Origin of the sequence: Isoptericola sp. NPDC057391 (genome assembly GCF_042668085.1) — a bacterium.
Taxonomy (GTDB): domain Bacteria; phylum Actinomycetota; class Actinomycetes; order Actinomycetales; family Cellulomonadaceae; genus Isoptericola.
In genome coordinates, this window is sequence record NZ_JBHVBO010000003.1 from 13,536 (window position 1) to 40,470 (window position 26,935).

Below are 26,935 nucleotides of genomic sequence, written 5' to 3' on the forward strand. Positions count from 1 at the left end.
CGTGACGACGGCGGGCTCCGATGCTCCTGGTCGCCCTGAGCCACCATGCATGCGCATCGACGGTTCTGCCAGGCGACCGTGCCCCCTGCGACATCCACGGTGCGCTGCGCGACAAGTCCGCCGGGGGCGTGCGTCCCGAGAATGGCGGGACCGGTGCCGCGCGTGCGGCGCCGCCCGCACGACGCACCACTGCCGAGGGAGACGCTGATGTCCGGACCCACCCAGGCGCTCGACGAGCGCACGCTGCTCGACCGCGTCCAGCCGCCCGCGGGCGAGGGTCGCGAGATCCTCGACGCCGCCACGCGGGAGGTGATCGGCCGTGCCCCCGAGCACACCGTCGCCGACCTCGACGCCGCGCTCGCGGCGGCGGGCGCCGCCCAGCCGGCGTGGGCCGCCCTCGGGCACGAGCGGCGCAGCGCGCTGCTGCTGGAGGCCGCCGACGCGATCGACGCGCACGCCGAGCCGCTCGCGCGCCTGCTGTCGCGCGAGCAGGGCAAGCCGCTCAACGGACCGAACGCCCGCTTCGAGGTCGGTGCGTGCTCCGCCTGGCTGCGCGCCGCCGCGACCACGCCGCTGGAGCCCGAGGTGCTCGTCGACGACGAGTCGGCCCACGCCGAGCTCGTGTACCGGCCCGTGGGGGTCGTCGGTGCCATCGGCCCGTGGAACTGGCCGATGATGATCGGCGTCTGGCAGATCGCGCCGTCCCTGCGGATGGGGAACACCGTGGTGGCGAAGCCCAGCGAGCACACCCCGCTGAGCGTCCTCGCGATGGTCGCCGTGCTGAACGACGTCCTGCCCGACGGCGTGCTGACCGCCGTCTCCGGCGACCGCGAGGTCGGGGCGCGCCTGGCCGCCCACCCGGGGGTCGACAAGGTGATGTTCACCGGCTCCACCGCCACCGGCCGGCGGATCGTGGAGGCGTCGGCGGGCAACCTCGCCCGGCTCACCCTCGAGCTCGGCGGCAACGACGCCGGCATCGTGCTGCCCGGCACGGACCCGAAGGCCGTCGCGCAGGACCTGTTCTGGGGTGCGTTCATCAACACCGGCCAGACGTGCGCCGCGCTCAAGCGGCTCTACGTGCACGACTCGCTGTACGAGGACGTCGTCGCCGAGCTGGCGGCGCTCGCGGCCGCGACGCCGATGGGTGTCGGCCTCGACGAGGACAACGTGCTGGGCCCGCTGCAGAACGCGCAGCAGCTCGAGATCGTCTCCCGCCTGGTCGACGACGCGCGGGGTCGCGGCGCGCGCGTCGTCGTCGGCGGGGAGCCGGCGCCCGAGCTCGGCCCGCTGTTCTACCGCGCCACGATCGTCGCCGACGTCGCCGACGGCGTGCCGCTGGTCGACGAGGAGCAGTTCGGCCCCGCGCTGCCCGTCATCCGGTACACCGACGTGGACGACGCCGTCGCGTCGGCGAACCGGCTCGACGTCGGGCTGGGCGCGTCGGTGTGGTCGGCCGACCGGGACGAGGCGCGCGCCGTCGCCGCCCGCCTGCAGGCCGGCACGGTGTGGATCAACGGCCACGGCGGGCTGCACCCGATGGTGCCGTTCGGCGGCGTGAAGTCGTCGGGGTACGGCCTGGAGTTCGGCGTCGAGGGGCTGAAGTCCGTCGCCGTGCCGCAGGTCATCAGCGGCTGACCCCGGTCCGCACCACCCCGACGACCACCGACGACCACCGACGACGAAGCGGTTCCTCCCCGTCACCGAGCGTGACGGGGAGGAACCGCTTCGTCGTGCTGCCCGCGGCGCTCAGCGGGCGTGCACGTTGAACCGCTCGAGGTCGTCGGCGAGGCCCTGGTAGACGGCGGGTCGGTTCCTGCGCAGGTGGGCGGCGTAGGCGATGCCGCCGACCAGCGCCACCACGAGCAGCAGCGGCAGCATCCGGACGGCGGGCGCGTCGGAGCCGGCGACGATGTCGAAGTTCGCCACCGCCATCACGACGATCCCCAGCAGGCCGAGGAAGCCGATCCCCGGCGCGACGAGGGTGCTCCACGTGCGCGGGTCCTGGGTGCGGCGGAAGTGCACGACGATCGACAGCGCGGCGAGCCCCTGCAGCACGAGCACGCTGAGGGTGCCGAAGCCGAGCATGGCGGGCACGAGCGTGCCGATGGGGTCGGCACCCGCCAGGGCGAACAGCCCGGCGACGACGGCGGCGAACCCGGCCTGCACGACGCCGGCGAGCTGCGGGGCGCCGTTGGCGCGGGTGCGGGCCAGGGCCTGCGGCAGCACCTTCGCCCGGCCGAGCGAGTAGAGGTAGCGCGTCGCGGAGTTGTGGAACGCGAGCATCGCGGCGAACAGGCTGACCAGCAGCAGCACCTGCATGACCGTGGTGAGCGGGCCGCCCAGGTACGTCTGCGAGAGGGAGAAGATCAGGTCGCCGGCCTCGAGGTGGTCCAGGGCGGTCTGCTGCGCCTGCTCCACGCCGGTCGCGCTCACCACGGCCCAGGTCGTGACGCCGAGGATGACGCCGATCGCGACGATGGCCGTGTACGTGGCGCGGGGGATGGTGCGCAGCGGGTCGCGCGCCTCCTCGCTGAACAGGGCGGTGGCCTCGAAGCCGAGGAAGCCGGTGGCGGCGAGCAGCAGGCCGATGGGCAGCGAGCCGGACAGGATGGACTCGGCGCTGAAGGCGGAGACGTCGTAGCCGGTCTGCACCAGCACGGAGACGTCGAAGACGACGAGCATGAGCACCTCGAGCACCAGGGCCACGCCCAGCACCTTGGAGCTGAAGTCGACGCCCGTGCGCGCCATGAGGAAGCAGACGACGATCGACACCAGTCCCCACACGTACCAGTGCAGGTCGAACCCGGTGAGGTCGCCGATGATCGTCTGCATGAAGAAGCCGCTGGTGCCGATCGTGCCGACGACAAAGAAGTTGTAGCCGAGCGTAGCGACGAACCCCGCGACGAGGCCGCCCGTGCGGCCGAGGCCCTTGACGACGAACGCGTAGAAGCCGCCCGCGTTGACGAGCTGCTTGGACATCTGCGCGTACCCGACGGCGAACAGCAGCAGCACGGCGGCGACGAGGAAGAACGACATCGGCGTGCCGCCGCCGTTGCCGAGGGCGATCGCCAGGGAGGCGACCACGACGATGCCCGTCAGCGGCGCGACCGCGGCGAGCACGAGGAACACGATGCCGGCGACGCCGAGCGCGCCCTGGCGCAGCGCGGTGGTCGGGCCGGTGGTGGGGGCGGCAGTGCTCACGGGGGCTCCCTTGCCTGCGATGTGCCTGTGGACGGACGAACTGCTTCAGCCGCTGATTCTTCGCCCGGGCCCGCGGGGTGGGCTTGCCGCAGCGCGCACACCCCTGTTGTCCGGGCGCAGAGCGGCCCTCGCCGTCCTGACCGGGGCCGTCGTCGCGCCGCAGGATGGTCGGGCGGGGCGACGACGGGCGTCGCCGGGACGACGGAGGGCCGATGGACCTGGGGTTCGAGGGGCGCGTCGTGCTGGTCACCGGCGCGGCCGGCGGGATCGGGCGGGCGACGGCGCGGGCGCTGGCGGCGGAGGGGTGCCGGCTGGTGCTGGCCGACCTGCGACGGCCGGACGTGGACGGGCTCGACCCCGACCGGACGCTGGCCGTGGCCGCCGACGTCACGGACGAGACGGCGCTCGCGGCGGCAGTCGGGGCCGCGGAACGCAGGTTCGGCGGCCTGGACGCCGTGGTGGGCTGCCACGGGGTGTCGGGCCCGGTCGGCACGCCGCTGGACGCGGTGTCCGCCGACCAGTGGCGGCGCGTGCTGGACGTGAACGCGACGGGCACCTTCCTGCTGCTGCGCGCCGCGGCGCCGCTGCTGCGCCGCGGGCGGGACGCCGTCGTCGTGCTGGTGGCCAGCGACTCCGCGCTCGTCGCCGCGCCGGGGATGGCGCCGTACTGCGCCTCGAAGGCGGCGGTGCTGCAGCTCGCGCGGGCGGCGTCGGTCGACCTTGCGCCCGACGTGCGCGTGGTGGCGGTGTGCCCGTCGGTCGTGGACACCCCGATGAGCCGCGGGGACCTCGGCATCGACGCAGGGGCGGGGTTCGACGGCGCGGGGTTCCCGGTGCAGCGCCCGGAGGAGGTCGCGTCGGCGGTGGCGTACCTGTGCTCCCCGCGCGCCCGGGCGGTCAACGGCACGGCCCTGCTGAGCGACTTCGGCTACGGGGCGCGGTCGGGCTTCCCCGCCTGACGACGACGCAGAGGACGGCGCGTGGGCGCCGGGAAGGAGCGAGATGGCACACGCAGGGTCGACGGTGGAGGGCAAGGTCGTGGTGATCACCGGCGGTGGCACCGGCATCGGTGCCGCTGTGGCGGAGCGGTACGCCGCGGAGGGCGCGCGCGTCGCGGTGCTGGGCCGGCGGGAGGAGCCCCTGCGACGGGTGGCCGAGGCCGTCGGCGGCGTGGCCGTCGTGGCGGACGCGGCGGACTCCGCGTCCGCACGGGCGGCCGTGCGGACGGTGCTGGAGCGGTTCGGGCGGATCGACGTGCTCGTCGCGAACGCGGGCGGGCACGGCTACGCCACGGTGCTCGACACGGACGACGCCGCCTGGGACGCCGCGCTGCGCGCCAACCTCACGACGGCGTTCACGACCGCGCGCGAGTGCCTTCCCGCGCTGGTCGAGGCCCGCGGCCAGGTCGTCGTCGTGTCCTCGCTCGCGGGCCTGTTCGCCGGGCCGGGCGTGGCGGGGTACACGGTGGGCAAGCACGCCCTGATCGGCCTCACCCGCACGCTGGCCCGCGACTACGGGCGCCAGGGCGTGCGGGTCAACGCCGTGTGCCCGGGCTGGGTGCGCACGCCGATGGCGGACCAGGAGATGGACGAGCTCGCCGACCTGCGCGGGCTCGCCACCCGCGACGAGGGGTACGCGACCGTGACGCGCGACGTGCCCCTCGGCCGGCCCGCCGAGCCGGCGGAGATCGCGTCGGTGGTGCGGTTCCTCGGGTCGGACGAGTCGTCGTACGTGACGGGCTCGGTGCTCGTCGTCGACGGCGGGGCGCACGTCGTCGACCTGCCCACCGTCGCGTTCGCGCCGGAGACCGCCGCGCCGTAGCGCGCCGTAGCGCTCAGCCGCCGAGGGCCTCCCGCACGGCGGCGGCCGACGTCGTGAGGCGAGCGGCGATCTGCTCGTGGTCGATCGGGCTGGCGACGTGCACGACGGCGACGGCGGCGGGCCCGCGCCCGCGCAGCGCCAGCGGCACCGCTACCGACTCGAGGCTGGGGATGACCTCGTCGTGGCTGGTGGCGAAGCCGCGCTCCGCGGCCTCCGCGACGGTGGCGCGCAGCGCGTCCGGCGACCCGGCGGGCCACTGCGCCTGCGGGAGCAGCGTGAGGATCGCCTTGCCGGGCGCGCCCACCGTGACGGGGTGCCGGGTGCCCGGACGCTGGGCCACGGGGGCGACGGCGTGCCGCGGCTCGACGCTGACGAGCGTCACGCACTCGTCGTGGTCGAGGACGGCGAGGAAGCAGGTCATCCCCAGCTCGTTCGCGACGGCGGTGAGCTCGGGCAGCGCCTCCGCCTGCAGGTCGTGGGCGACGCCGGCGGCCAGCGCCGCCATGCGGGCGCCCAGCGCGACGCCGCCGTTCGCGTCGCGCGCCACGAGCCCGTGGTGCTCCAGCGTGCGCAGCAGCCGGTAGGCGATGGAGCGGTGCACGCCGAGCAGCCCGGCGACGTCGTCGATGGTCAGGGGCGCACGAGCGTCGGCGAGGACCTCCAGGATCCGGATGCCGCGGCTGAGGGTCTGTGACGGCGGGGGGCCGGCGTCGGGCATCGTCGTCCTTCCGGTGGGTTACGCTGCATTCAATAGTAGAACGATGTGTTCGAATATAGAACACGATCGCAGCGGACGCCACGCCCGACACGGAGGTCGGACGGCGCATCGACGACGATGAGGAGAGCTCGTGCAGTTCCACCACCACGGTTACGTCTCCGGCGACCCGCGGGTGCTGCCGCCCGCAGGCACCGGCGTGGACCGGCCCGACGAGCTGCCCGACGAGGTCGACGTCCTCGTCGTCGGGTCGGGGCCGGCGGGCATGCTGCTCGCCGCGCAGATGTCGCGGTACCCCGGCGTCACCACCCGCATCATCGAGAAGCGCGAGGGACGGCTGGTGCTCGGCCAGGCCGACGGCATCCAGCCCCGGAGCGTCGAGACGTTCGACGCGTTCGGCTTCGCGGAGCGCATCGTCGCCGAGGCGTACAACATCGGCTGGATGAACTTCTGGGGCCCGGACCCGGAGAACCCGAAGCACATCGTCCGGACCACGCGCACCGAGGACTACGGCCTCAAGATCAGCGAGTACCCGCACCTCATCGTCAACCAGGCGCGGGTGCTCGACTACTTCGCCGAGGCCGCCGCGCTCGGCCCCGCCCGCATCGTGCCCGACTACGGCGTCGAGTTCCTCGGCCTCACCGTGCACGACGGCGACGAGTACCCCGTCGAGGTGCGGGTGCGCCACGTCGCGGGGGACCGTGCGGGCGAGGAGCGCGTCGTGCGGGCCAAGTACGTCGCCGGGTGCGACGGCGCCCGCAGCGCGGTGCGCGAGGCCATCGGCCGCAGGCACGTCGGCCAGTTCGCGGCGCACGCCTGGGGCGTGATGGACGTGCTCGTCAACACCGACTTCCCCGACTGGCGCACCAAGTGCGCGATCAACTCCGAGGCCGGGAACATCCTGCTCATCCCGCGCGAGGGCGGGTACCTCTGCCGCGTGTACGTGGACCTCGGCGAGGTCGCCCCGGACGACCACCACCGCGTGCGCAAGACGCCGATCGAGGAGATCGTCCGCCGGGCCAACGAGATCCTCACGCCCTACGCGCTGGACGTCAGGGAGGTGGCCTGGCACAGCGTGTACGAGGTCGGCCACCGCGTGACCGACAAGTTCGACGACGTGCCCGACGGCGAGGAGCACCGCACCCCGCGCGTCTTCCTCACCGGCGACGCCTGCCACACCCACAGCGCCAAGGCGGGGCAGGGGATGAACGTGTCCATGCAGGACGGGTTCAACCTGGGCTGGAAGCTCGGGTCCGTGCTCACCGGGCTCAGCCCCGAGTCGCTGCTCGCCACCTACTCCGCCGAGCGGCAGCCCGTGGCGCAGCAGCTCATCGACTTCGACCGCGAGTGGTCGAGCCTGATGGCCCGCAAGCCCGAGGAGATCTCCGACCCCCAGGAGCTGGCCCACTACTACCTCGCGACGTCCGAGTTCCCCTCGGGGTTCATGACCCAGTACGGGCCCTCGGCGATCGTGGGGACCGACGCCCACCAGGAGCTGGCCACCGGGTTCCCGCTCGGCAAGCGGTTCAAGTCCGCCGAGGTCACGCGGGTGTGCGACGGCAACGCCGTGCACCTCGGCCACCACGCCAAGGCCGACGGCCGGTGGCGGGTCTACGCGTTCGCCGACGCCGCCGCACCCGGCGAGGGCTCCGCCCTGGACAGGTTCGCGGCGTGGCTCGCCTCGGACGAGTCCCCCGTGTCCCGGTTCACGCCCGCCGGAGCCGACGTCGACGCCGTCTTCGACGTCAAGGTCGTCTACCAGCAGGCCTTCCAGGACGTCGACCTCGCGGACGTGCCCGACGTGTTCCGACCCCGGACCGGCCCGCTCGGCCTCACGGACTGGGAGAAGGTGTACGCCGCCGGCCCCACCGTGTGGACCGCGGACGACATCTTCGCCGAGCGCGGGCTGTCCCGCGACGGCGTGGTCGTCGTCGTGCGCCCCGACCAGTACGTGGCCCACGTGCTGCCGCTCGACGCCACCGACGAGCTAGCCGAGTTCTTCGCGGGGGTGTTCGTCGGCCGCTGACGGTCGTCGATGGGATCATCGGCGGCATGCCGCTGACGCTCAGGCCGCCACGCCACGACGACGAGACCGCGCTGCGCCGCATGCACGACCAGCTCGCGGCGGACGGGTTCACGTTCCTGCAGCACGACGGCACCTGGGACGACATCCTCGCCGTGGTGGCGCGCGAGGCTCGCGGGGACGACCTGGCGCCCGGTCGCGTCCGGTGCGACTTCCTCGTGGCCGACGTCGACGGCGTCCTCGTGGGCCGGGTCTCCGTGCGCCACGAGCTCACCGAGTACCTGTGCGAGGTGGGCGGGCACGTGGGCTACGCCGTGGCGCCCGAGCATCGCCGTCACGGCTACGCGACGGCGATGCTCCGGCAGTCCGTCACGCTCTTGGCCGCCGGCGGGGTCGAGCGGGTGCTGGTCACGTGCGACGACGACAACGCCGGCTCGGCGGCCGTGATCGAGGCCTGCGGTGGCGTGCTGGAGGACGTGCGCACCTTCGGCACAGAGACGAAGCGGCGCTACTGGATCGACGCCACGGCATGACCGACGGCCTGCCGCCGCTGCACGTGCGCGAGTGGGGCCGCGGCGACCGCACGGTGGTGCTGCTGCACGGGTTCATGGGGTCCAGCGACAGCTGGCGGCGTGTCGGCGCCGCGCTCGCGGACGACGGGTGGCGCGTCCTGGCCCCCGACCTTCCGGGGCATGGTCGCTCCGCGCCTGATCCCGCCCTGACCGTCCCGAGGGCGGCCGCCTCCGTCGTCGCTGCCCTCCGTGCCCGGTCGGCCGGGACGCCCGCGGTCGCCGTCGGGCACTCGTACGGCGGCGTCGTGCTGGCTGCCGCGCGCGTGGAGCTCCGGCCCGCGCGCACGATCCTGGTGGACGCCGTCCCGCGGTTTCGCGGGGGCGTCGACCGGGCGGCCCTGCTCGCGGGTTACGCCCGCGACCGGCGCACCCGCACCGAGGACGAGCTCCGTCGCACCCGCCCGCACTACGGCGCCGAGGAGGTGCGCGTCGAGGCCGCGGCGGCGGAAGCGTTCGACCCCGAGACCGCGGCCGCCGTCGCCTCGTCCGCCGACGGCGCGTGGCCCCTCCCGGCGGGCGCCGTCGTGATCCGCGCGCGGCCGAGCGCGTACGTCGACGACGAGGACGCCGCCGCGCTGCGGCGGGCCGGCGTCGTGGTGCGCGACGTGCCGGGGGCCGCGCACTCCGTCTGGTACAGCCACTACGACGCGTTCATGACGGCGCTCCGTGCGTCCCTGCCGGGCTGACCGGGTCTGCCGCCCGCGCGCGACGCCGCAGCGTCGCGCCGATACTGGTGGGCGACCAGGAAGCGCCCAGCGGCCGAGGAGGGCCTCGCGATGGCCGACCTGATGATCGACTACATCACCTCGCTCGACGGATTCGGGTCCGCCGACGGGTGGCCGGGGCTGTGGGGGATGGGCGGGCCCGATTACTTCGCGTTCCTCGAGGAGGACGGCCGGCAGGAGTACACGATCCTGTTGGGCGCCACGACGTACCGCCTGTTCGCGGGCTTCGCCGAGACCGGCGAGGAAGAGATGGCCGAGGTCACCGCCCGCCGCAAGGTCGTGTTCTCCCGCACCCTCACCGAGCCGCTGGAGTGGGCGAACACCACGCTCGTCTCGGGCGACGCCGTCGAGGCCGTGCGCGCGATGAAGCAGGACGACGTCGCGCTGCGGACCATCGGCAGCCCCGGACTCGCGCGCTCGCTGCTGCGGGCGGGGCTGGTGGACCGTGTCCGCGTGGTCGTCTTCCCGGTCGTCAACGGCGCCACCGGTCACGACCGGCTGTACGACGGCTGGCCCGACGTCCGGCTCGAGCTCCTCGACAGTCGCACCCTCGACGGCCGGCTGACCTTGCTCGAGTACGCCCCGACCGTGCTGGACGGGCCGCCCGGCACGGACTGACGGGTCGTCAGTCAGGTCAGGTGAACTCGGCCGTCGGGCGACGCGGTGCCCGCCGCGGCCGTAGGCAGTAGCCGAAGCGCATGAGCATCTGCGGCGCGGCCTCGAGCGAGAGCGCCGCGCGCAGGCCATCACGGGTGACGGGGTTCTCCAGCGCCGTCGTCGCGAACGACGCGTGGACGAAGTACCCGGTCGCGACGAGCAGCAGGTGCTCCAGCGCGAGCCCCGCGCCGATCCAGTCCCGGACGGTGTCCCCGGGCGTCGTGAGCACCGCCATCGTGGAGCGCTGCTCGAACCGGGCGTGGCCCGTGCTGTGGCGGAACCGCCGCACCGGCGCGCGGTCGTCGGCGGGGGCGGGCCCCAACAGCTCGTACGGGATGCCGTCCCGCCGGGCGCCGTCGGCGGCTGTCCAGGCCGCCTCCTCGGCGCGCAGCCCGGCATCTGCGCCTGCCTGCCGCTCGGCGCGCCGGACGAGCTCGAGGACCTCCGCCCGTGCGGGGTCGGACGGGTGGACGAACCGCAGCTCGCCGCCCTCGGTGCGGGCGGCCGCGCGGATCGCCCGCAGGACGTCGGGAGCGACAGGCCGGTCGTCGAACGGCACGCGGGACGTCGCGCGGCGCTGGATCGCCACCGACAGGCCGAGCTCGTCAGTCGTCGGGCTCGCCCCGGCGGACAGCTCGAGCTCGGCGACGAGGCGCTGGTCCTCCGGGTCGGGCAGGACGACGTGCGGGCCGTCAGGGACTCGCGTCGCGCGGCCGTCACCGCGTTGAAGAGGAAGGCGCCGCAGCTGAGGTACATCTCCCGGCCGTGCGGGTCGGCGTGGTGCAGCTGTCGCGACGGGTCGGCCCGGACCCGGAGGCGGTTGCCCCGGACGTCCACATGCCACGGCTGGGTGTTGTGGACGCTGGGAGCGCGGCCCGCGGCGTCGAGGATTCTCTCGATCCGCGCGTCGACGACGGCGGTGTTCATCATCACGCCCCTCCTGTCCGGTCGGCCCGGGGTGGGTGCCGCCGCTGGTGGCGGCGTTCCGGGGGCCTGACGACGGAGCGGTCTGGCGACGCGCGACGGCCCCCGCTGGGCGAGAGCTTTCGGTGTTCCACTCTTGACGCTAGGAGGAGCGGAGCTTCCTCGCAACGACGCTCGTCGGCTCAGAACGGAGGGTCGCCGTCGTCGCTCATGGCTGGGGCCGACGACGCCGCGCCCCGGTCGTGCTCGCGGGGCGGTGCGCCGGTGAGAGGTTCAGGCCGCGGCTCGCGGACACGCGTGGCCTCGGTGGCCCACTCGTCGAGGCGGTCCATGGCGTGGTCGGCGGTGCCGGGGCTGGTGAGGTAGGTGCGGCCGCGGGGCGAGGTCCAGGCGAGGACGCCGTGGTCGAGCTGTTCGACCTGCCAGCGCGACTCGTGCTTCAGGGTGTGGTGCTTGCGGCACAGGTGGGCCAGGTTGCCCCCGTCGGTGGCCCCGCCCTCGGCCCAGGCCGTGGTGTGGTCGACGTCGCAGCGGCGTGCGGGCACGCGGCAGCCGGGGAACCGGCAGGTCAGGTCGCGCTGGGTCAGGAACGCGCGCAGGTCCGCGGGCACGACGTAGCTGCGCCGGTCCACGGTGAGCAACGCCCCGGTGACAGGGTCGGTCAGCACGCGCCGCAGCGTCGGGGCGCGCGCGACCAGGTGGCGGGCTGTCTCCGCGTCGATCGGGATGCTGCCGTCCAGCAGCCCGGAACTCTCACCGTGACCGGTGAGCGTGGTGACCGGGACGGTCACGTGCACCACCGGCCGGATGTTGCGTGCCAGCGTGGCCAGCGGGTCCGGCAGCGGATCGGGTGGGAGCGCGTCGGGCGGGGTGCTGCCTGGCATCGCCTGAGGATCGGGTGCCCGGCCGGGCGCGGCGGTCGTGGCGTGCGGAGGGCTGGCGTCGTCGAGCAGGAGCGCGGTCAGGGCGGCGGCGGCGCGCAGCTGCCCGATCCCGCGCGGATCCCCGGACGCCTTTGCTCTCGTGGCGGTGCGGGTCAGGCGGTCGTGCACCGCACGCGCGACCGGGGTAGGCAAGTGCGCGGTCAGCCAGGACATCCCGTTGGCGCCGTCGTCGACCCACACGTCCGCCCGCAGCTGCGCGGCCTCACGCCGGACCTCCGCCGGCACGGGGTGCAGCCGGTCCCGGGCCGCGCGGGCCAGGACACCGAACCGCGCCGCCGTCAGGCCGGATGCCCGGCCCAGCACCGCCTGTTCGACCTGCGCCGCGACCGAGCCGGGCAGGTCCGCGACCGCGTCAGCCAGCTTGGTCGCGTGCTGGTACGAGATCACCCCCGCGCACAGGGCGTCCAACGTGGCGGTCGCCTGCGTGGCCAGGACGTCCGCGTCCGCGAGCCACCCCTGCGCGACGTGCTCGCTCACCCCGAGCGCGCACGCCACCTCCGCCACCAACGCCCGGTGCGCCACCGAACCGCGGCGATCAGCCGTCGCCGGCCCGACACGCTCCACCGCGACGTCGAGCATCGCCTCCGGGGCCGCCGTCACCGCCGCGAGCGCCTCAGCCAGCGCGACCGTACGACGCCCCGCCGCCACGTTCACCGCGACCTGCGCATCCCCGGCAGCATCCAACGCAGCATCCAGCCGCGAGGCGGCGGTGCCCTGGCGCGTCGTCATGGACCAAGCCAACCAGCCGCCACCGACAAAGAGTCGAACAGACGTTCGATCTGGGGGAAACCCTGTGGAGGACTCTGTGGCCGGCTCGCGGCCGGCGTCCCGGCGGTCAGACCTCGGGATACACCTCGACGTCGGACTTGAGGTACACCGGCTGGCCGTTCGTCATCCCCACGCACTCGGGGAGGCCCGCTGCCGTGCGCCCGTGCCGCTCGACCTCGGCCAGCACGGCGTCGTCGCTGGGCCGGTGCCGGCCGCCGTCGCCGTAGGCGTGCACGATCCGCCGGGCCTCGGCCCGGTCCGCGGCGCGCAGCTCGATCCGCATCGTCGCCATGGCCGCACGCTAGCGACGGCGGTGGCGCCGGGCACGTCCTTTCAGCGGGTCCGGTTCACCCGCAGGATCTCCTCCTGGTACGGGGCGACGACCGTGGGCGACACCCGGCAGTCGAGCATGAGGAACCGGCGCTGGTCGACGGGCTCGGCGGCCCACGACCCGAGGCGGTCGAGGTCGTCCAGGGATCGCACGACGACGCCCTCGGCGCCGACGGCGGCGGCGAGGGCGGCGAAGTCGGTCTCGGGGATGCGCATGGGCTCCTCGGCGAGGCCCTGGCGCCCGTAGACGTGCACCTCGGCGCCGTAGACGGCGTCGTTCCACACGACGGCGACGCCGCGGCCGCCGGCGGTGCGCACCGCCGTCTCGAGGTCGGCCAGGGCCATGAGCCCGCCGCCGTCGCCGGTCGTGAGGACCACGGTGGCGTCGGGCTGGGCGGCGGCCGCGCCGGCGACGCTGGGGAAGCCGAGGCCGATGGACTGGTAGGCGGTGCCGACCATCATCATCCGGTCGGGCGAGGCCACGGGCCAGTACATGTTGGCCCAACCGATGAAGTGGCCGCCGTCGGACACGACCACCCGGTCGGCGGGCAGCAGCGCGCCGATGCGGCTCGCGACGCCGCGGGGGTCGAGACGCCCGTCGGCGGCGAGGCCGTCCGCGGGGCCGGTGTCGTAGGTGCGGGCGGCGGCGACGCCCACGGAGTCGCGCCAGCCCGACGGCGCGGCGCCGAGGGCGCGCAGCTCGTCGAGCAGCGCGCGGGTCACGAGCGTGGCGTCGCCGCGGACGAACGAGCCGACGTGGCGGTGCGTCGCGGCCTGGGCGACGTCCACCTGGACCACGCGGGTGCCGGGGGAGAAGAGCTCGCCGAACCGCATCGTGAACTGGTTGAGCGACGCGCCCACGACGACGGCGACGTCCGCCTCGCGCACCAGCGCCATCGCACCGTCCGCGCCGAACCCGCCGGCGACGCCGAGGTCGTACCGGCCGTCGGGGAAGACGCCGCGGCCGAGCGCCGTCGTCGCCGTCAGGGCGCCGGTCGCGGCGGCGAGCTCGCCCAGCGCCTCGCCCGCGCCGGCCAGCCAGGCGCCGCGGCCCGCGAGCAGCAGCGGCCGCTCGGCCTGGGCAAGGGCGCGCGCGAGTTCGGTGATCGCGGCGGCGTCGAACGGCCCGGCGGGCGCGAGCGGGCCGGGGAGGGCGGGCTCGGGGGCCTCGGGGACCGGGCCGGCCTCGAGCGCGGCGACGTCGTAGGGGATCGCCAGCACGACGGGCACGCGGTAGGTGAGGGAGTGCTCGATCGCGATCACGGTGGTCGCGGCGGCGTCCGCGCGCCCGACGGTATAGGTGCGTGCGCCGACGGCGGCGGCGAGCGCGATCTGGTCCACGTCCCAGGGGCGCGGGCCCGACGTCGGCTCGTCGCCCGCGAGCAGCACGAGCGGCACGCGGGCCTGCGCGGCCTCGGCCAGCGCGGTGAGGGTGTTGGTGAAGCCCGCGCCGTAGGTGACGGTCGCGGCGGCGATGCGGCCGGACGCGCGGAAGTAGGCGTCGGCGGCCACGACGCCGCCGGCCTCGTGGCGGACGGCGGTGAACCGGGCGGGGGTGGTGCGCTCGACGTCGTCGAGGAACCAGGCGTTGCCGTTGCCCATGACGCCGAACACGTGGTCGATGTGCTGGGCGAGGGTGCGGGCGACGTGGGCGGACACGGTGGGCACGGGGGCCTCCAGGGGAACAGTGACGGATGTGGCGTGCGTCCGTATGTGTCCCGTGCGGTCCCGACGCCGGGTCCGACGTGCTGGCTGAGCAGTGGAGACTGCCGGCGACCGGGCTGCCGTGCGCCCCTTTTTCGAGCGCAAGGCGGCGCGAGTCCGCCTCGACGCCGCGAGTATAGCCACGCGCGGTGCGCGATCTCGTGCGGGGCCTTGCGCGGCCCCAGTGTCAGGCGTAACTTACCGTAAGTGGCTACTGACATAGCAGGGTTCGCCGCGCTGGCGGACCCCACACGGCGCGAGATCTTCGAGCGTGTGGCTGCCCGGCCGTCGTCGGTCGGGGAGCTCGCCGCCGGGCTGCCCGTGAGCCGCCCGGCCGTCTCGCAGCACCTGCGGGTGCTCAAGGACGCCCGGCTGGTCGCCGACGAGGCCGTCGGCACCCGCCGCGTCTACCGCGCCGACCCCGAGGGGCTCGCGATGCTCCGCGAGTACCTGGACCTGTTCTGGCGTCGCTCGCTCGACTCGTTCGCCGCCGTCGCAGAGGAGACCTTCCATGACCACGCCGACCCGACCCCCGACCCGACCCCCGGCCCGACCTGAGCCCCGACCCGAGACGGACGCCGCCACGGTGTCCGTCGCCGTGGACGTCGCCGCCCCGGTCGAGCACGTATTCGACGTGTTCACGCTGCGGATGACCGACTGGTGGGAGCCCACCCACCACCTGCTCGACGACACGAGCGAGATGCTCGTGGAGCCCTGGGTGGGCGGTGCGCTCACCGACGTCAACCCCGCGGGCGAGCGGTGCACGTGGGGCCGGGTGCTCGTCTTCGACCGCCCGGCCGCGTTCGCGTTCAGCTGGAACATCACCGCCCGGTGGGAGCTCGAGACCGACCCGGCTCGGTGCAGCGAGGTGCACCTGGTGTTCACCGCCCTCGACGCCCGCCGCACCCGCGTGGTCCTCGAGCACCGTCACCTGGACCGGCACGGGGCCGGCTGGGAGGGGATGCGCGACGCCGTCGGCGGCACCGGCGGGTGGGGCCTCGACCTGCGCCGCCTCGCGGAGGTGGCCGCGGCATCGGCGTGATGCCGTCCTGCAGCGACAAGCACCGTGCACCGACGGGCAAGCCCCCGCGCGCCGCGCTCCCCGACCCTGGGGTGAGCCGTGCGACGCAAGGAGGCGCCCATGACCACGCACCCCGCCACGACCGACCCCACGACCGGTCCAGCGACCGACCCGCTGCACCCCCGCAGCCGGCAGATCTACCTGTTCGTCGGCGTCTTCTCCGCCGTGCTGTACACGGTGCTGCTGGTGGCGCCGGTGATCGCGGGCCCGCTGATCGAGAAGTACGGGATCGACCCCGCGCAGACGGGCCTGCTGTTCTCGGCCGAGCTCGGGGCGTTCAGCCTGGCGACGGTGCCCGCGTTCCTGTGGCTCACGCGCGTGCCGCTCACGGTCTCGGTGACCGTGTGCACCGTGGTCGCGGCCGCCGGCCAGGTCGCCTCCGGGTTCGTCACGGACTTCGGCACGCTGCTGGCGGTACGGGTCGTGACGTCGCTGGCGGCGGGCTCGATCACGGTGGTGCTGCTCTCGCTCAGCCCCCGGACGACGAACCCCGGGCGCGCGTTCGGCATCTTCGTCGTGGCCCAGCTCGCGATGGGCGCGCTGATCCTCGCGCTCTTCCCGTCGCTGTACGCGGGCACCGACGTCGCCGCGATCTACTGGACGCTCGGCGGGCTCACCGTGGCGTGCCTGCCGTTCGTGCCGCTGCTGCGGGGCATGTCGCTGGCGCGGCCCGCGGCCGACGCGGTCCGCGTCGGGGCGGGCTCGGCGGGCCGCTTCGCGGCCGGGCTGGCCGCCATCATGCTGTTCTACCTGGCCCTGAGCGGGGTGTGGTCCTTCATGGGGCAGATCTCGGCCGACGCCGGCAACGCGGCCGGCCCCACCAGCCTCGTCCTGTCCGTCGCGACGGCGGCGGGCATCGTCTCCGCGCTCGTCGCGACCGCGCTGGGGGAGAGCCGCTACCGGGCGCTGTTCCAGGTTCTCGGCCTCGGCGGGATGGCGGTCTCCGTGCTCCTGCTGCTGGGTGCCCCGGCCCTGCTGCGGTTCGCCGTCGCCGCCGTGCTGTTCAAGTTCGCGTGGACGTTCGTGCTGCCCTACCTGCTCGGCAGCGTCTCGAAGCTGGGCGGGCCGCAGGCGATGAACGCCACCAACCTCATGATCGGCGGCGGCTTCGCGCTCGGCCCCGTCCTGGCGGGCTGGATGACGCAGGCCACCGGCGGCTACGGGCTGATGATCGCCGTGTCCGCCGTGTGCCTGGTGGCCGCGCTCGGCTGCTCCGTGGTGCTCAACGGCGGGCGCCTCGTGGCGCGCGAGGGAGGCCGCGAGCCCGCCCGCGACTAGGATCGACGGATGCCCGCGCAGGTCCGGGCGCCGCGCGGGTCCGCGCGACCCCCACGTGACGTCCCGCGGAGGCACGCAGTTGGCCAGATCCCGGCAGCCCGAGCGCGCCGCCACCCCCGCCTCCCCGATCGAGCGCCACCTGACCGAACGCTCCGGCTACTACGTCGCCGAGGCCTGGGGAGTCGTCGTCGCCAAGCTGGTGACCCTGGCGCTCGCCGGCCTCGGCGTCTCGGCCCTCGTGTGGCTGGCGCGGGACGGCGGGTGGGGGTGGCTCGTCGCCGCGCCGTTCATCCTCGCCGCCGTCGCGCTCGCGCTGTGGGTCGCGCTCGTCCCCTTCAACGGTCTCGTCCTCGAGCGGCTGCGCCCGGAGGTCCGGTTCCGGCGCCTCCGCGGCGCCCCTCGCCGCCGCCGCGCACGCGCGGCGGACGAGCCGGCGGCCGTCGACGTCGCCGATCCTCCCGACCTCGCCGACCCGGACGCGCCCGTGCTGCGTTCCTCGCCGCGCGGCCAGGCCGACCTGATCTCCCGGGCCGCGCTGTACCTCGTGCTCGGGCTGCCGGTGGTGTTCCTCGTCGGGTACGTCCTGCTGGCGTACCTGGAGCAGCTGTGGCTGAGGTGGTCCAGCCCGTCCGTCGACACCTGGGCGTGGGACTACCCCGAGTGGTCCGGCGCCTTCGGCGACTGGTTCTTCACGGAGGTGGAGGGGCCCGTGCTCCGGGTCGTGGTGCCGACGCTCTCCGCCGTCCTCCTGGTGGCGGGGATCGTGCTGGCGATGCAGGCGGTCCCGGTGCTGCTGCGGCGCGGCGCCGACGCGATCGACCTGGCGGTCACCGAGAGCGGCGTCGTCACGCGCGGCGGGCTGGGGATCGGCTGGGACGAGGTCGCCGACGTCCTCGTCGTCGAGGACGTGCAGATCACGTCCTGGAAGAGCCGACGAGAGCGCACCGGCTTCCACCAGCCGCCGTTCGTCCTGCACCCGACGTACGTCCCCGGCCACTCGCGCACCCGGGTCGCGCTGGTGCTGCACGACCTGCCCGTCGTCGCCGCCCGGGCCACCCGCTCCCAGCGGCGCGGCCTGCACGCGGACGGCGACTTCGCCTCGGGGTATGCGCTCGCGGACCTGTGGACCCACCCGACCGACCGGGTGGAGGCGACCCTCACCGCGCTGGAGGCGGGGGCGCGTGCGGCACGCGTCCCGGTCCGGCACCTGGAGCGGGTCGCCGACCCCTCCAGGCACTGGCGCTGACCCGGCGACGCCCTACGACGCGTCCCGCTCGAAGACCTGCCGCCCGGCGAACCAGGTCTCCAGGACGGTGGTGTGCACGACGTCCTCGATGTCGGTCGCGAACGGGTCGCGGTCGAGCACCACGAAGTCGGCCGACTTGCCCGCCCGCAGCGACCCGGTCTCGTCGCCGAGCCCCATCGCCGTCGCACCGCCGAGCGTGAACGCCGTGACCGCCTCGTCGAGCCGCAGCGCCTGCTCCGGCCACAGGGTGCCGGGGAAGCGGCCGAGCGGGTCGGCGCGCGTCACCAGGCCCTGGATGCCCTCCCAGGCGTTCGGCGACTCCGACACCGGCCAGTCCGAGCCGCCCGCCACGAGCGCGCCCGTGTCGAGCAGGGCCCTGTTGGGCTGCATGCGGCTCGCCCGGTCGGCGGGGAGCACGTCGGCGATGGCGTCCGAGATGACCCCGGGGAACCACAGGAAGGGCGAGATGTCGGCGGCCACGCCCAGCGCGGCGAACCGGGCCAGGTCGTCCGGCGCCACGAACTGCCCGTGCGCCACCTGGTACCGGGGCTCCGTGAACCCCTCGCCCCGCAGCCGCTCGACGGTGTCGAGCACCAGGCGGACCGATGCGTCGCCGGAGCAGTGGACCTTGGCCGACAGGCCGTGCTCCGCGGTGCGGCGCAGCCAGCCGTAGAGTTCGTCGGGGTCGAGCGCCGTCGCGCCGCACACGTCGGCGCCGTGCTCGTCGTCGGGCAGGTAGGGCTCGAGGAACGCGCCCGTGCGCGCGGGCGGGACGCCGTCGAGGAAGATCTTGACGAAGTCCGGCCGGTGGTGCGCCGTGCGGTACTTCTCGCCGCCCCACACGAGCTCGTCGCCGACGGCGTCGAACCCGAAGATCGGGTCGTTCACCGTGAGGGACGAGACCACCCAGGCGTCCAGCTCGCCGGCCTCGTCGAGGGAGCGCAGCGCGGCGAGGATCTCGTGGGACGCCGCGGCGTCCTGGAACGCCGTGATGCCGTGGCTGCTGAGGATCTCGACGCCGCGCCGCGACGCGCGCCGGTGCTCGTCCGGGCCGAGCGGGTTGCTGCGCGCCCGCGCGGCCTCGACGGCGAGGCCGGCGGACTCCAGCAGCACGCCGGTGGGCGCCCCGCTCACCGGGTCGAGCTCGACGACGCCGCCCGGGCCCGGGTCGCTCGTCGCGGTGACGCCCGCGAGCTCGAGCGCCCGCGTGCTGGCCCACCGGTTGTGCCGCGAGTCCTCCATGAGCAGCACCGGCCGGCCGCCGGCCGCCTGGTCGAGCTTGAGCCGCACCGACTCCGAGGAGATCTCGCCACGCCGGTTGCTGCCCCAGGCGCCGCCCACCACCCACGCGTCCTCGGGCAGCCCCGCGGCGTGGGCGGCGACGGCGTCGAGGATCTCGCCGACGTCGGCGCCCGGCCGCAGCGACAGCTCGAAGAGGTCGCTGCGGCCCGCGAACGCGTGGTGGTTGTGCACGTCCACCAGGCCGGGCATGACGAACGCGCCACCGGCGTCGCGCACCTGCGTGCCGGGGCCGGCGTGCCCGCGGGCGGCCGCGTCGTCCCCGACGGCGAGCAGTCGGCCGCCCCGGACGGCGAACGCGGTGGCCCACGGCGCGGACGGCTCGCCCGTCCAGACGCGGGCGTTCTCGACGACGAGGTCGGCCGGGCCGCCGTCGCGCTCGCCCGTCATGCCTCCACCCGTGCGGAGTCGAGGGCGTGGTCGGTCACGTTGAGGACCTCGGCGCGCGCGCCGACGGGGAAGTTCACGAAGGTCGTGGTGTCGAAGCCGTCGTTGCCGAAGATCTTGCCGTCGGTCTTCATGCGCTCCAGGTCGACGAGGATCAGCCCGAGCGTCGGCACGATCTTCTCCCGCCACACGAACAGCGTGAGCCGGTCCCGGAGGGCGACGTGGTGGCAGCGGTCGGTGTCGGCCAGCCCCTTCTCGACGCCCTGCAGGCAGTGCCAGGTGTAGAGGTCGGGGGTGAGGTAGACGTGCTCGTACGCCTCGTTCGGCGAGTAGGTGTACCGGTTGCGGAGCCCCACCAGCTCGGTGGTCGGCGCGTGCAGGGGCGCCGTCGACCCCGCGACGCGACCGTGCCGGATCCGCACCGTGACGCCGGTCGGCTCGTCGCCGCGCTGCACCCGCGTGTACGCGGACTCGGCGCGCACGGCGTCGGACGGCAGCGCGCCCTCGACCAGCGTCACGAGGCCGGCGTCCGTGTCGAGCACCGCCGTCGTCGACGTCGTGCCGTCGGCGGTCGCGACGACGCCGTCGACCAGGTGGACGCCGTCGCGCACGGACGTCACGCGGACGGGGATCTCGGGCGTCTCGACGGCGCCCGAGTACCGGGCGACGCCGTCCCCGAGGGTGAGCGTGGCGTGCTCGCCCTCGAGCTCCAGCGCGAACGACCTGCCGTCCAGGTCGTGGGTGGGCTCGAGGATGTTCGCGTCGGCGGCGAAGCCGTCGCCGAGCGCGCCGACGGAGATGAACGATTCGGGCATGGGGTCCTCGATTCCGGGTTCGTGGATCTGGTCGTGGGTCGTGTCGTGGGTCTGGTGGGTCAGAGCACCGCCGCGCCGGCCATGGCGGCCACCGCGCCGGCCCCGGCGAGCGCCTCGGTGCGGTCGAGCCGCCGACGACGGCGCCCGAGCGTGACGCCGCAGCCGGCGGCGACGTGGACGGCCGCCGAGACCAGCGCGACGGCGGTGAGCGCGCCCCCGTGACCGTGGTGCCCGGCGGGGGCCGTGGCGTGCTGCGCCATCGCGGCGGTCAGTGCGGCCATCACCGGAAGGCACGTGACGTGCAGCAGGTGCAGCGGAGCCTCGGCGTTTGCGGCGGCGTCGTCGTGCGGGCCGTCCGGGGCGTGCGTGGCACGGCGACCCGCCCACGCGGCGGCGATGCCGGCGGCGAGCAGAACGCCGGTCCACGCGAGCGGGGTCCACGGGCCGAGCAGCATCGCCCCCGCGGCCGTGTCCGCCATCGCGGCGAGCATGACGACGCCGGTCACGGCGGCGACGCCCACGCCCGCGCGGTCACCGTGCCGGCGGCGCAGGCCGCAGGCCACCGCGGCCGCAGCCAGGGCGAACGAGGCCCAGTGCAGGGCGGACGCCGGGGTCGCGAGCACGGTCAGCCTCCGCAGCCGCACCCGCACCCGGCGCCGCCCTCCGCCGCGGCGGGCGCGCAGTGCGACGCCGCGCCGTCGGGCAGGTCGAGGGCGGGGTTGCGGTCGAGGAAGCCGTAGGGCTTGAGGGTGAAGCCGGAGTAGTCGACCGGCATGATCGGCCAGTCCTCGGGCCGCGGCACGTGGGTGGGGCCGAACACGTGCCAGAGCACGAGGTCGGTGCCGTCGAGGTCGCGGTCGGCGGCGGTCCAGGCGGGCAGGCCGGCGCCGCCGGCGTGCGCGTTGGGGTAGTCGCCGGCGGGGAAGCGCTCGGCGGGGTCGAACGCGGTGGCCCACAGGTGCTTCGTCGCGAACGTGGCACGACCGTGCACGGTCGACTCGGGCTGCGCCATGAGCACCGGGCCGCCCTGCGGCACCAGGTGGTAGGCGGTCGGCCTGCCCACGTGGTTGCAGCGGTGGGCGCTGGCGACCTCCCACACCCGGCCCGACGCCGGGGCGGCGAGGCGCGCGGCCTCCGACTCGCGCGTCAGGGGCGTGCTGCGCCACGTGAACGCGTTGCCGTACGGGTTGTCCTCGCCGGTGGGGATGCCGACGACGTCGACCTCGTGCAGCGTGTTGTCCTCGCCGTCGACGGCCATGTCGAGGCGCGCGCAGAACAGGTGCTGGTGCACGGGCGTGAAGACACCGGGCGCGATCTCCGGGGCGTGCGGGTTCGCCGTACCGGGCACGCCCGCGCCCGCGAAGACGATGCCGGTGGCCTTCGCCTCGACCTGGATCGTGCCGTCGAGGTACAGGTACCAGAAGAAGCCGTAGTCGTAGTTGCCGATCGTGGCGAAGTAGCTGATCACCAGGCGGCGGCTGCGGCGGACCTCCGCCTTCCCCGCGAGGTCGGTGTGCTTCCACAGGATCCCGTAGTCCTCCTCGTGCATGCACACGACCTGGGGGATCTTCACCGGGTGGCCGTGGTCGTCCGCCACGAACCCGTCGAAGTAGTGGATGACGCCGAGGCAGTCGCACCCGAGCGCGAGCGAGTTGGCGTTCTTGCCGAGCAGGTACTCGCCGGCGTCGAAGTAGCTGATCCAGAACCGGGTGGGCGTCGTGTCGCCGTAGGGCACGACCATCTCGGGCACGCTGCCGCGGTGCATGACGGGCCGGTCCTCGTCGCCGTCGCGGAAGGTCACGGTGTTGAGCACCAGGCCCTCGCGCGCGTTGAAGCCCACGCGGAAGCGCCAGTTCTCCCACGTCACCTCGCTGCCGTCGACGGCGAAGCTCGGCCCCTCCGGCTGCGTGATCTCGATCGGCTTGAGCGACGTGCGGGCCGGGCCCTGCGCGGCGAGCGAGTAGTCGCCCGACGCCGCGGGGACCGGCACGTCGCCGTCGTCCTCGACGCGGATCACCCGGCCCTCGGTGAGGTCGATGTGCACGATGAGGCCCTCGACCGGGTGCGCCCACGGGCTGTCGTCGGGGTGGTCGCGCAGGAACGTCAGGGAGCGGATGACGCGCCGGCCCACCTCGTCCTCGCGCCCGAAGAAGCCCGGGGCGAGCGGGGCGCAGAACGCATGCTCCACCCGGTCGTCGAGGCCCCGGCGGCGCATCGCGGCCCGCCACTCCGGCGACGCCTTGGCGATCTCGGCCGCCGCGTCGTACTCCTCGAACAGGTACTGCGGCTGGCCGTACGGGGGCCGGTCGGTGCCCAGCGGCTCGTGCCGGTCGACCTCGCGCCGGGTCACCGAGACGACGGCCTCGGCCGCGGCGCCCGTGGCGCGGTCCAGCAGGGTCGCGACCACCCTCCGGTCCAGCGACGCGCCGGGCTCCCACGCGGCGACCTCCTCCTTGGACGGCTCCACCGGCAGCAGCTGCGGCACCCGGACGGTCTCGCCGAGCAGCCCGGCGGCGGCGAGCACCTCCCGCGCGGCCGCGATCTCGTCCGCCGTCAGCGGGTCCAGCGGATGGGCGGCGTCCACGGGCGTGCTCACGCGGGCGCCGTGGGTGTGCGTGGTGTCGGGGAGGTGCGTCATCGGGGTCCTCGGTCTCGCGGTCGGTCCGCCCAGTGTGGCCGGGCGCGGGGCGCGGGTCATGACCGTGGGCGCTCAGGGGTTGACCGAGCGGGAACGGGTGGCGTGCGGGCCGCCGGGCGTGCCCGCGCGGTCAACGGGCGTGCGCGCGGGGACCAGCGTCCGGGGGCGCGCGCGGCGAGCATCGAGGGGGCGGCGCGACGACGCGCCGGACACGGACGACGTCGAAGGAGCACCATGACCCAGCACGACGACCGCGCCCCCGGCACCGCAGGGCTGTCCCGCCGTGGACTGTTCCGGGCGGGGGCGATCGGCACGGCCGCGGCCGCGGCCTCTTGGGGCACCGCGGGCGCCGCGGGCGCGACCACGGCGGGCGGCGGCCCGCACGACGACACGGGCGTGGCGCTCGTCGTCCTCGGGACCGCGGCCGGCCCGCCGGTGGAGAGCGGGCACGCCGGCATCTCGACCGTGCTGCGGGTGCACGGGCGCAACTACGTGGTCGACTGCGGCCGCGGCGCCGTGACCCAGTACAACCGGGCCGGGCTGGCCCTGCCCGACCTGGCCGGCATCTTCATCACCCACCTGCACGCCGACCACCTGGCCGACTACTACAACTTCTTCCTGCTCGGCGGGTGGGGCGACGGGGACGGCCGCGGCGACGCGGGCCTCACGACGACGGTGCCGGTGGTCGGCCCCGGGCCGGCCGGCGCCCTGCCGCCCGCGTTCGGGGGCGGCGAGGTGCCGACCGTCGCGCCCGACGACCCCACGCCCGGCCTCGCGACCCTCACGCGCAAGAGCATCGAGGCGCACGCGTACTCGACCAACGTGTTCCTGCGCGACTCCGGGATCCCCGACGTGCGCGACCTGATCGACGTGCGCGAGATCGACGTGCCCGACGTCGGCGCCGACCCGCTCGGCGACACCGCGCCCGCGATGGAGCCGTTCGCGGTGTACGAGGACGACCGCGTGCGCGTCAGCGCCGTGCTGGTGCCGCACGGGCCCGTCTTCCCGTCGTTCGCGTTCCGGTTCGACACCGACGGCGGCTCCGTCGTGTTCTCCGGCGACACCGCCCGGAGCGACAACGTGGTGCGCCTCGCCCGCGGCGCCGACGTCCTGGTGCACGAGGCGATCGACCTGGACCACTACCGCAGCGTCGGCACGCCCGAGGTGGTGCTCAGCCACCTCGAGCAGTCGCACACCACCACCGAGGACGTCGGCCGGGTCGCGCAGGCGGCGGGCGCGGGCCTGCTGGTGCTCAGCCACCTGGCGCCCGGGGCCGAGGGGACCGTGCCGGACGGGCGCTGGGTGTCCCGCGCGCGGCGGCACTTCGACGGGCGTGTGGTCCGCGCGCGCGAGCTGATGCGGCTGCCGGTACGGCCCCGACGCTAGGCGGGGTCGCGGGGCACGGCCGCCGCCGCGTCAGTGCGCCGCGCGGTACTCGCGCGGCGGCAGGCCGAACTCCGCCTTGAACGCCCGGCTGAAGTGGGCAGCGTCGGCGAAGCCCCACCGCCCGGCGATCGCGGACACCGGCACGTCGACGAGGCGGGGCGAGAGCAGGTCGCGGCGGCAGCGCTCCAGGCGGCGCCGCCGGATCCAGGCGGACACGGTGGACCCCGTCTCCTGGAAGAGCGCGTGCAGGTGCCGCGTGGAGATGAAGTGCGCGGCGGCGATCGACGCCGGGGTCAGGTCGGGCGAGCCCAGGTGCTCCTCGATGTGCGCGCGGATGCGCCCCAGCAGCTCCTCGTGCGGGTCCACGCGCGCGGAACGGCCGAGCTCGGCGGCGAACAGCGTCGAGACGAGGTCGAGCGTGCTGTGCGCGAGCCGGGTGCCCGACGCCTGCGCCAGCTGCTCGATGTGGTCGCACAGGTGGGTGAGGAACGGCGTCACGATCGCGCCCACCCCGGCGTCGCCGCCGAGCCGCACCGCCGTGAGCTGCTCGACCAGCGCCGCGGGCAGCTCGAGGCGGCTCTGCGGGAACATCACGACGAGCGAGCGGAACTCGTGCCCGAACTCCAGCGTGTACGGCCGCCGGGTGTCGTAGACGGCCAGGTCGCCGGGCCGCAGCACCGTCTCCCGGCCGTCCTGCACCAGCAGCCCGCTGCCCGCCAGCATGAGGCTCACCTTGAACGAGGGGTGCTCGTCGTGCGCCGCGAGCTGCGCGGTGCGCTCCACGACGTGCTGGCCGCCCTGCAGGTCGCTCACGTGCACGTCGTCCACGGTCACCGCGCGCAGCACCCCGCGGAACGAGTCGGGCGAGCTGCTGGTCAGGCGCAGCGGGAGGAAGACGCCGGCCACCGCGGCCCGGTAGGCCTCGAAGCTCGGCGTGACGTGCGTGGCGAGCGTGCCGGACATCCGCGTCCACCTCCTTGTCCCCGCGACCTCCCCGGAGCGACCACCGCGTCGGCGTCCGTGCGGGCGCCGACGCCCGCGCGGCCGACCGTAGCCCGCGCCCGAGGGCGTTTCAAGGCGCGGCGGCGGGCCGCAGGTCAGGCGGGGTCGAGGAACAGCTCCACCACCGGGACGGCGACGTCGGGCCGCGCCGTCGGCAGGTGCAGGGTGAGCGTGCCGGGCGGCTGCCCGCCGGGGTTGGTGTTCCACGCCTTCTGGTCCGGGTCGGAGACCGAGGTCCGCAGCTCGGAGCCGTCGTTCAGCAGCTGCGCGTACCGCACCCGGGGGGCCAGGCCCCGCAGGTGGACGTGCCCGAACGGCCACGCGAACAGGTGCAGGTACAGGCGGTCCGCGCGCTGGGTGAGCACGACGCCGGGCGGCAGCCCGGGCGCCACCGCGGCGGCGAGGTCGGCGTCGGCCGGCCCCGCACCCGTGATCGACCGGCCGTGCAGGCGCATCCACTCCCCGAGCACGGCCAGCGAGGCGGCGTCGCGCGCCGGCAGCGCGCCGCGCCCGTCCGGCCCGACGTTGAGCAGGAGGTTGCCGCCCTTGGAGACCGTGTCCACGAGCATCCGCACCAGCAGGTCCGGGTCCTTGAACCTCGTGTTGTCGCGGTCGTAGCCCCAGCTGCCGTTGAGCGTCTGGCACGCCTCCCAGACGACGAGCTCGCCGGCGTCGTCACGCATCGGCGCGTCCGGCTGGTACTGCTCGGGCGTCACCAGGTCGCCGGGGATGCCCAGGCGGTCGTTGACCACCGCCTGGGGCTGCAGCTCGCGGACCATGGCGAGGAGCGCCTCGGCGTCCCAGTCCTCCGGGTACTTGCCCCGCCAGCCGTCCTTGTCCTCGGCGAAGGTGAAGTCGAAGAAGACGTAGTCGACCGGGCCGTAGCCGGTGAGCAGCTCGCGCACCTGCGCGTGCAGGTACTCGCGGTAGCGCGCCATGTCCCGGCCCTCGTCGAGGGCGTGGGCGTCCGGGTCGTCGCGGCGCGGGTGCACGTGGTCCAGCGTGAAGTCGGGGTGGTGCCAGTCGATGAGCGAGTGGTAGAGCCCGAGGTGCAGGCCCTCGGCGCGCACGGCCTCGGCCAGCTCGGCCACCAGGTCGCGGCCGCGGGTCCGGGCGATGCTGTAGTCGCTCACGGCGGAGTCCCACAGCGCGAAGCCGTCGTGGTGCTTGGTGGTCAGCACGACGTACTTCATGCCGGCGTCCTTGGCGGCGCGCGCCAGGGCGCGCGCGTCGAAGAGGTCGGGGTCGAACACCTCGGCGTACCGTGCGTACTGCTCCACGGTCATGCGCTCGAAGCTCATCACCCACTCGTGCCGGGCGGCCGCGGAGTAGAGACCGAAGTGCACGAAGAGGCCGAAGCGGGCCTCGGTGAACCACGCCTGCTCGGGGCGCAGGGGCGGGGCGGCCGTGGTCATGCGG

General features: G+C 74.8%; 24 protein-coding genes. 12 read left to right on the top strand and 12 right to left on the bottom strand.

Features of this window, described 5'->3' with window-relative positions; translation table 11 throughout:
• Positions 1-207 precede the first annotated feature (207 nt).
• Complete coding sequence (locus tag ACFUVW_RS00770; RefSeq protein WP_430569434.1) at positions 208-1,635, top strand: aldehyde dehydrogenase family protein; 1,428 nt, start codon at positions 208-210, stop codon at positions 1,633-1,635.
• Between the two features lie 111 nt (positions 1,636-1,746).
• On the opposite strand, the gene ACFUVW_RS00775 is transcribed toward ACFUVW_RS00770, so the two are convergent.
• On the bottom strand, positions 1,747-3,201 hold the full coding sequence (locus ACFUVW_RS00775; protein WP_430569435.1) for an APC family permease: 1,455 nt from the start codon (positions 3,199-3,201) through the stop codon (positions 1,747-1,749).
• Positions 3,202-3,413: 212 nt separating this feature from the next.
• On the opposite strand from ACFUVW_RS00775, the gene ACFUVW_RS00780 reads away from it, so the two are divergent.
• Together ACFUVW_RS00780 and ACFUVW_RS00785 are read left to right on the top strand one after the other, a co-directional pair.
• Positions 3,414-4,160, top strand: coding sequence for an SDR family NAD(P)-dependent oxidoreductase (locus ACFUVW_RS00780; protein WP_430569436.1), 747 nt, complete (start codon positions 3,414-3,416; stop codon positions 4,158-4,160).
• A 43-nt stretch (positions 4,161-4,203) separates the two neighbouring features.
• Positions 4,204-5,022, top strand: a complete 819-nt coding sequence (locus ACFUVW_RS00785) for an SDR family NAD(P)-dependent oxidoreductase (protein ID WP_430569437.1) — start codon at positions 4,204-4,206, stop codon at positions 5,020-5,022.
• Between the two features lie 13 nt (positions 5,023-5,035).
• Here the strand turns inward: ACFUVW_RS00785 and ACFUVW_RS00790 are convergent, their stop codons facing one another.
• Positions 5,036-5,740 (bottom strand): IclR family transcriptional regulator, encoded by a 705-nt coding sequence (locus ACFUVW_RS00790; protein ID WP_430569438.1) that lies wholly within the window; start codon positions 5,738-5,740, stop codon positions 5,036-5,038.
• A 130-nt stretch (positions 5,741-5,870) separates the two neighbouring features.
• Between ACFUVW_RS00790 and ACFUVW_RS00795 the strand changes: the two genes are divergently transcribed.
• The 4 genes from ACFUVW_RS00795 to ACFUVW_RS00810 all read left to right on the top strand — a co-directional run bounded on the left by ACFUVW_RS00795 (position 5,871) and on the right by ACFUVW_RS00810 (position 9,675).
• Positions 5,871-7,763, top strand: coding sequence for an FAD-dependent monooxygenase (locus ACFUVW_RS00795; RefSeq protein WP_430569439.1), 1,893 nt, complete (start codon positions 5,871-5,873; stop codon positions 7,761-7,763).
• Between the two features lie 26 nt (positions 7,764-7,789).
• On the top strand, positions 7,790-8,293 hold the full coding sequence (locus ACFUVW_RS00800; protein WP_430569440.1) for a GNAT family N-acetyltransferase: 504 nt from the start codon (positions 7,790-7,792) through the stop codon (positions 8,291-8,293).
• A complete protein-coding gene (locus ACFUVW_RS00805; protein ID WP_430569441.1) occupies positions 8,290-9,018 on the top strand; it encodes an alpha/beta fold hydrolase in 729 nt (242 codons plus the stop codon). The genes ACFUVW_RS00800 and ACFUVW_RS00805 overlap by 4 nt, the downstream gene beginning before the upstream one ends.
• A gap of 90 nt (positions 9,019-9,108) precedes the next feature.
• Entirely contained in the window at positions 9,109-9,675 is a 567-nt protein-coding gene (locus ACFUVW_RS00810; RefSeq protein ID WP_430569442.1) for a dihydrofolate reductase family protein, read from the top strand.
• 16 nt (positions 9,676-9,691) lie between these two features.
• Here the strand turns inward: ACFUVW_RS00810 and ACFUVW_RS00815 are convergent, their stop codons facing one another.
• The 4 genes from ACFUVW_RS00815 to ACFUVW_RS00830 all read right to left on the bottom strand — a co-directional run bounded on the left by ACFUVW_RS00815 (position 9,692) and on the right by ACFUVW_RS00830 (position 14,348).
• Positions 9,692-10,303, bottom strand: coding sequence for a nitroreductase family protein (locus tag ACFUVW_RS00815; protein ID WP_430569443.1), 612 nt, complete (start codon positions 10,301-10,303; stop codon positions 9,692-9,694).
• A 517-nt stretch (positions 10,304-10,820) separates the two neighbouring features.
• Positions 10,821-12,311, bottom strand: a complete 1,491-nt coding sequence (locus ACFUVW_RS00820; protein ID WP_430569444.1) for a DUF222 domain-containing protein — start codon at positions 12,309-12,311, stop codon at positions 10,821-10,823.
• Between the two features lie 106 nt (positions 12,312-12,417).
• Positions 12,418-12,642 (bottom strand): hypothetical protein, encoded by a 225-nt coding sequence (locus ACFUVW_RS00825; RefSeq protein WP_430569445.1) that lies wholly within the window; start codon positions 12,640-12,642, stop codon positions 12,418-12,420.
• A 41-nt stretch (positions 12,643-12,683) separates the two neighbouring features.
• Positions 12,684-14,348 (bottom strand): thiamine pyrophosphate-binding protein, encoded by a 1,665-nt coding sequence (locus ACFUVW_RS00830; protein WP_430569446.1) that lies wholly within the window; start codon positions 14,346-14,348, stop codon positions 12,684-12,686.
• Positions 14,349-14,591: 243 nt separating this feature from the next.
• Between ACFUVW_RS00830 and ACFUVW_RS00835 the strand changes: the two genes are divergently transcribed.
• The 4 genes from ACFUVW_RS00835 (at position 14,592) to ACFUVW_RS00850 (ending at position 17,989) form a co-directional block, all read left to right on the top strand.
• On the top strand, positions 14,592-14,942 hold the full coding sequence (locus ACFUVW_RS00835) for an ArsR/SmtB family transcription factor (RefSeq protein ID WP_430569447.1): 351 nt from the start codon (positions 14,592-14,594) through the stop codon (positions 14,940-14,942).
• On the top strand, positions 14,896-15,426 hold the full coding sequence (locus tag ACFUVW_RS00840; RefSeq protein ID WP_430569448.1) for an SRPBCC domain-containing protein: 531 nt from the start codon (positions 14,896-14,898) through the stop codon (positions 15,424-15,426). The genes ACFUVW_RS00835 and ACFUVW_RS00840 overlap by 47 nt, the downstream gene beginning before the upstream one ends.
• Positions 15,427-15,525: 99 nt before the next feature.
• On the top strand, positions 15,526-16,743 hold the full coding sequence (locus ACFUVW_RS00845) for an MFS transporter (RefSeq protein WP_430569449.1): 1,218 nt from the start codon (positions 15,526-15,528) through the stop codon (positions 16,741-16,743).
• 79 nt (positions 16,744-16,822) lie between these two features.
• A complete protein-coding gene (locus tag ACFUVW_RS00850; RefSeq protein ID WP_430569450.1) occupies positions 16,823-17,989 on the top strand; it encodes a hypothetical protein in 1,167 nt (388 codons plus the stop codon).
• Positions 17,990-18,001: 12 nt separating this feature from the next.
• Here ACFUVW_RS00850 and ACFUVW_RS00855 read toward each other — a convergent pair whose 3' ends face one another.
• The 4 genes from ACFUVW_RS00855 to ACFUVW_RS00870 are packed head-to-tail and all read right to left on the bottom strand — an operon-like array spanning position 18,002 to position 23,128.
• The gene (locus ACFUVW_RS00855; RefSeq protein WP_430569451.1) at positions 18,002-19,678 is read right to left on the bottom strand and encodes an amidohydrolase; all 1,677 of its coding nucleotides are present in this window, start codon (positions 19,676-19,678) and stop codon (positions 18,002-18,004) included.
• The gene (locus tag ACFUVW_RS00860; RefSeq protein ID WP_430569452.1) at positions 19,675-20,490 is read right to left on the bottom strand and encodes a MoaF C-terminal domain-containing protein; all 816 of its coding nucleotides are present in this window, start codon (positions 20,488-20,490) and stop codon (positions 19,675-19,677) included. The genes ACFUVW_RS00855 and ACFUVW_RS00860 overlap by 4 nt, the downstream gene beginning before the upstream one ends.
• 59 nt (positions 20,491-20,549) lie before the next feature.
• Positions 20,550-21,113, bottom strand: a complete 564-nt coding sequence (locus tag ACFUVW_RS00865; protein WP_430569453.1) for a hypothetical protein — start codon at positions 21,111-21,113, stop codon at positions 20,550-20,552.
• A 2-nt stretch (positions 21,114-21,115) separates the two neighbouring features.
• The gene (locus tag ACFUVW_RS00870) at positions 21,116-23,128 is read right to left on the bottom strand and encodes a primary-amine oxidase (protein ID WP_430569454.1); all 2,013 of its coding nucleotides are present in this window, start codon (positions 23,126-23,128) and stop codon (positions 21,116-21,118) included.
• A 234-nt stretch (positions 23,129-23,362) separates the two neighbouring features.
• Here ACFUVW_RS00870 and ACFUVW_RS00875 point away from each other — a divergent pair, with 234 nt between their 5' ends.
• Positions 23,363-24,514 (top strand): MBL fold metallo-hydrolase, encoded by a 1,152-nt coding sequence (locus ACFUVW_RS00875; protein ID WP_430569455.1) that lies wholly within the window; start codon positions 23,363-23,365, stop codon positions 24,512-24,514.
• Positions 24,515-24,544: 30 nt separating this feature from the next.
• Here ACFUVW_RS00875 and ACFUVW_RS00880 read toward each other — a convergent pair whose 3' ends face one another.
• On the bottom strand, positions 24,545-25,477 hold the full coding sequence (locus ACFUVW_RS00880) for a helix-turn-helix domain-containing protein (RefSeq protein ID WP_430569456.1): 933 nt from the start codon (positions 25,475-25,477) through the stop codon (positions 24,545-24,547).
• Positions 25,478-25,611: 134 nt separating this feature from the next.
• The gene (locus tag ACFUVW_RS00885; RefSeq protein ID WP_430569457.1) at positions 25,612-26,931 is read right to left on the bottom strand and encodes an alpha-L-fucosidase; all 1,320 of its coding nucleotides are present in this window, start codon (positions 26,929-26,931) and stop codon (positions 25,612-25,614) included.
• Positions 26,932-26,935: the final 4 nt, after the last annotated feature.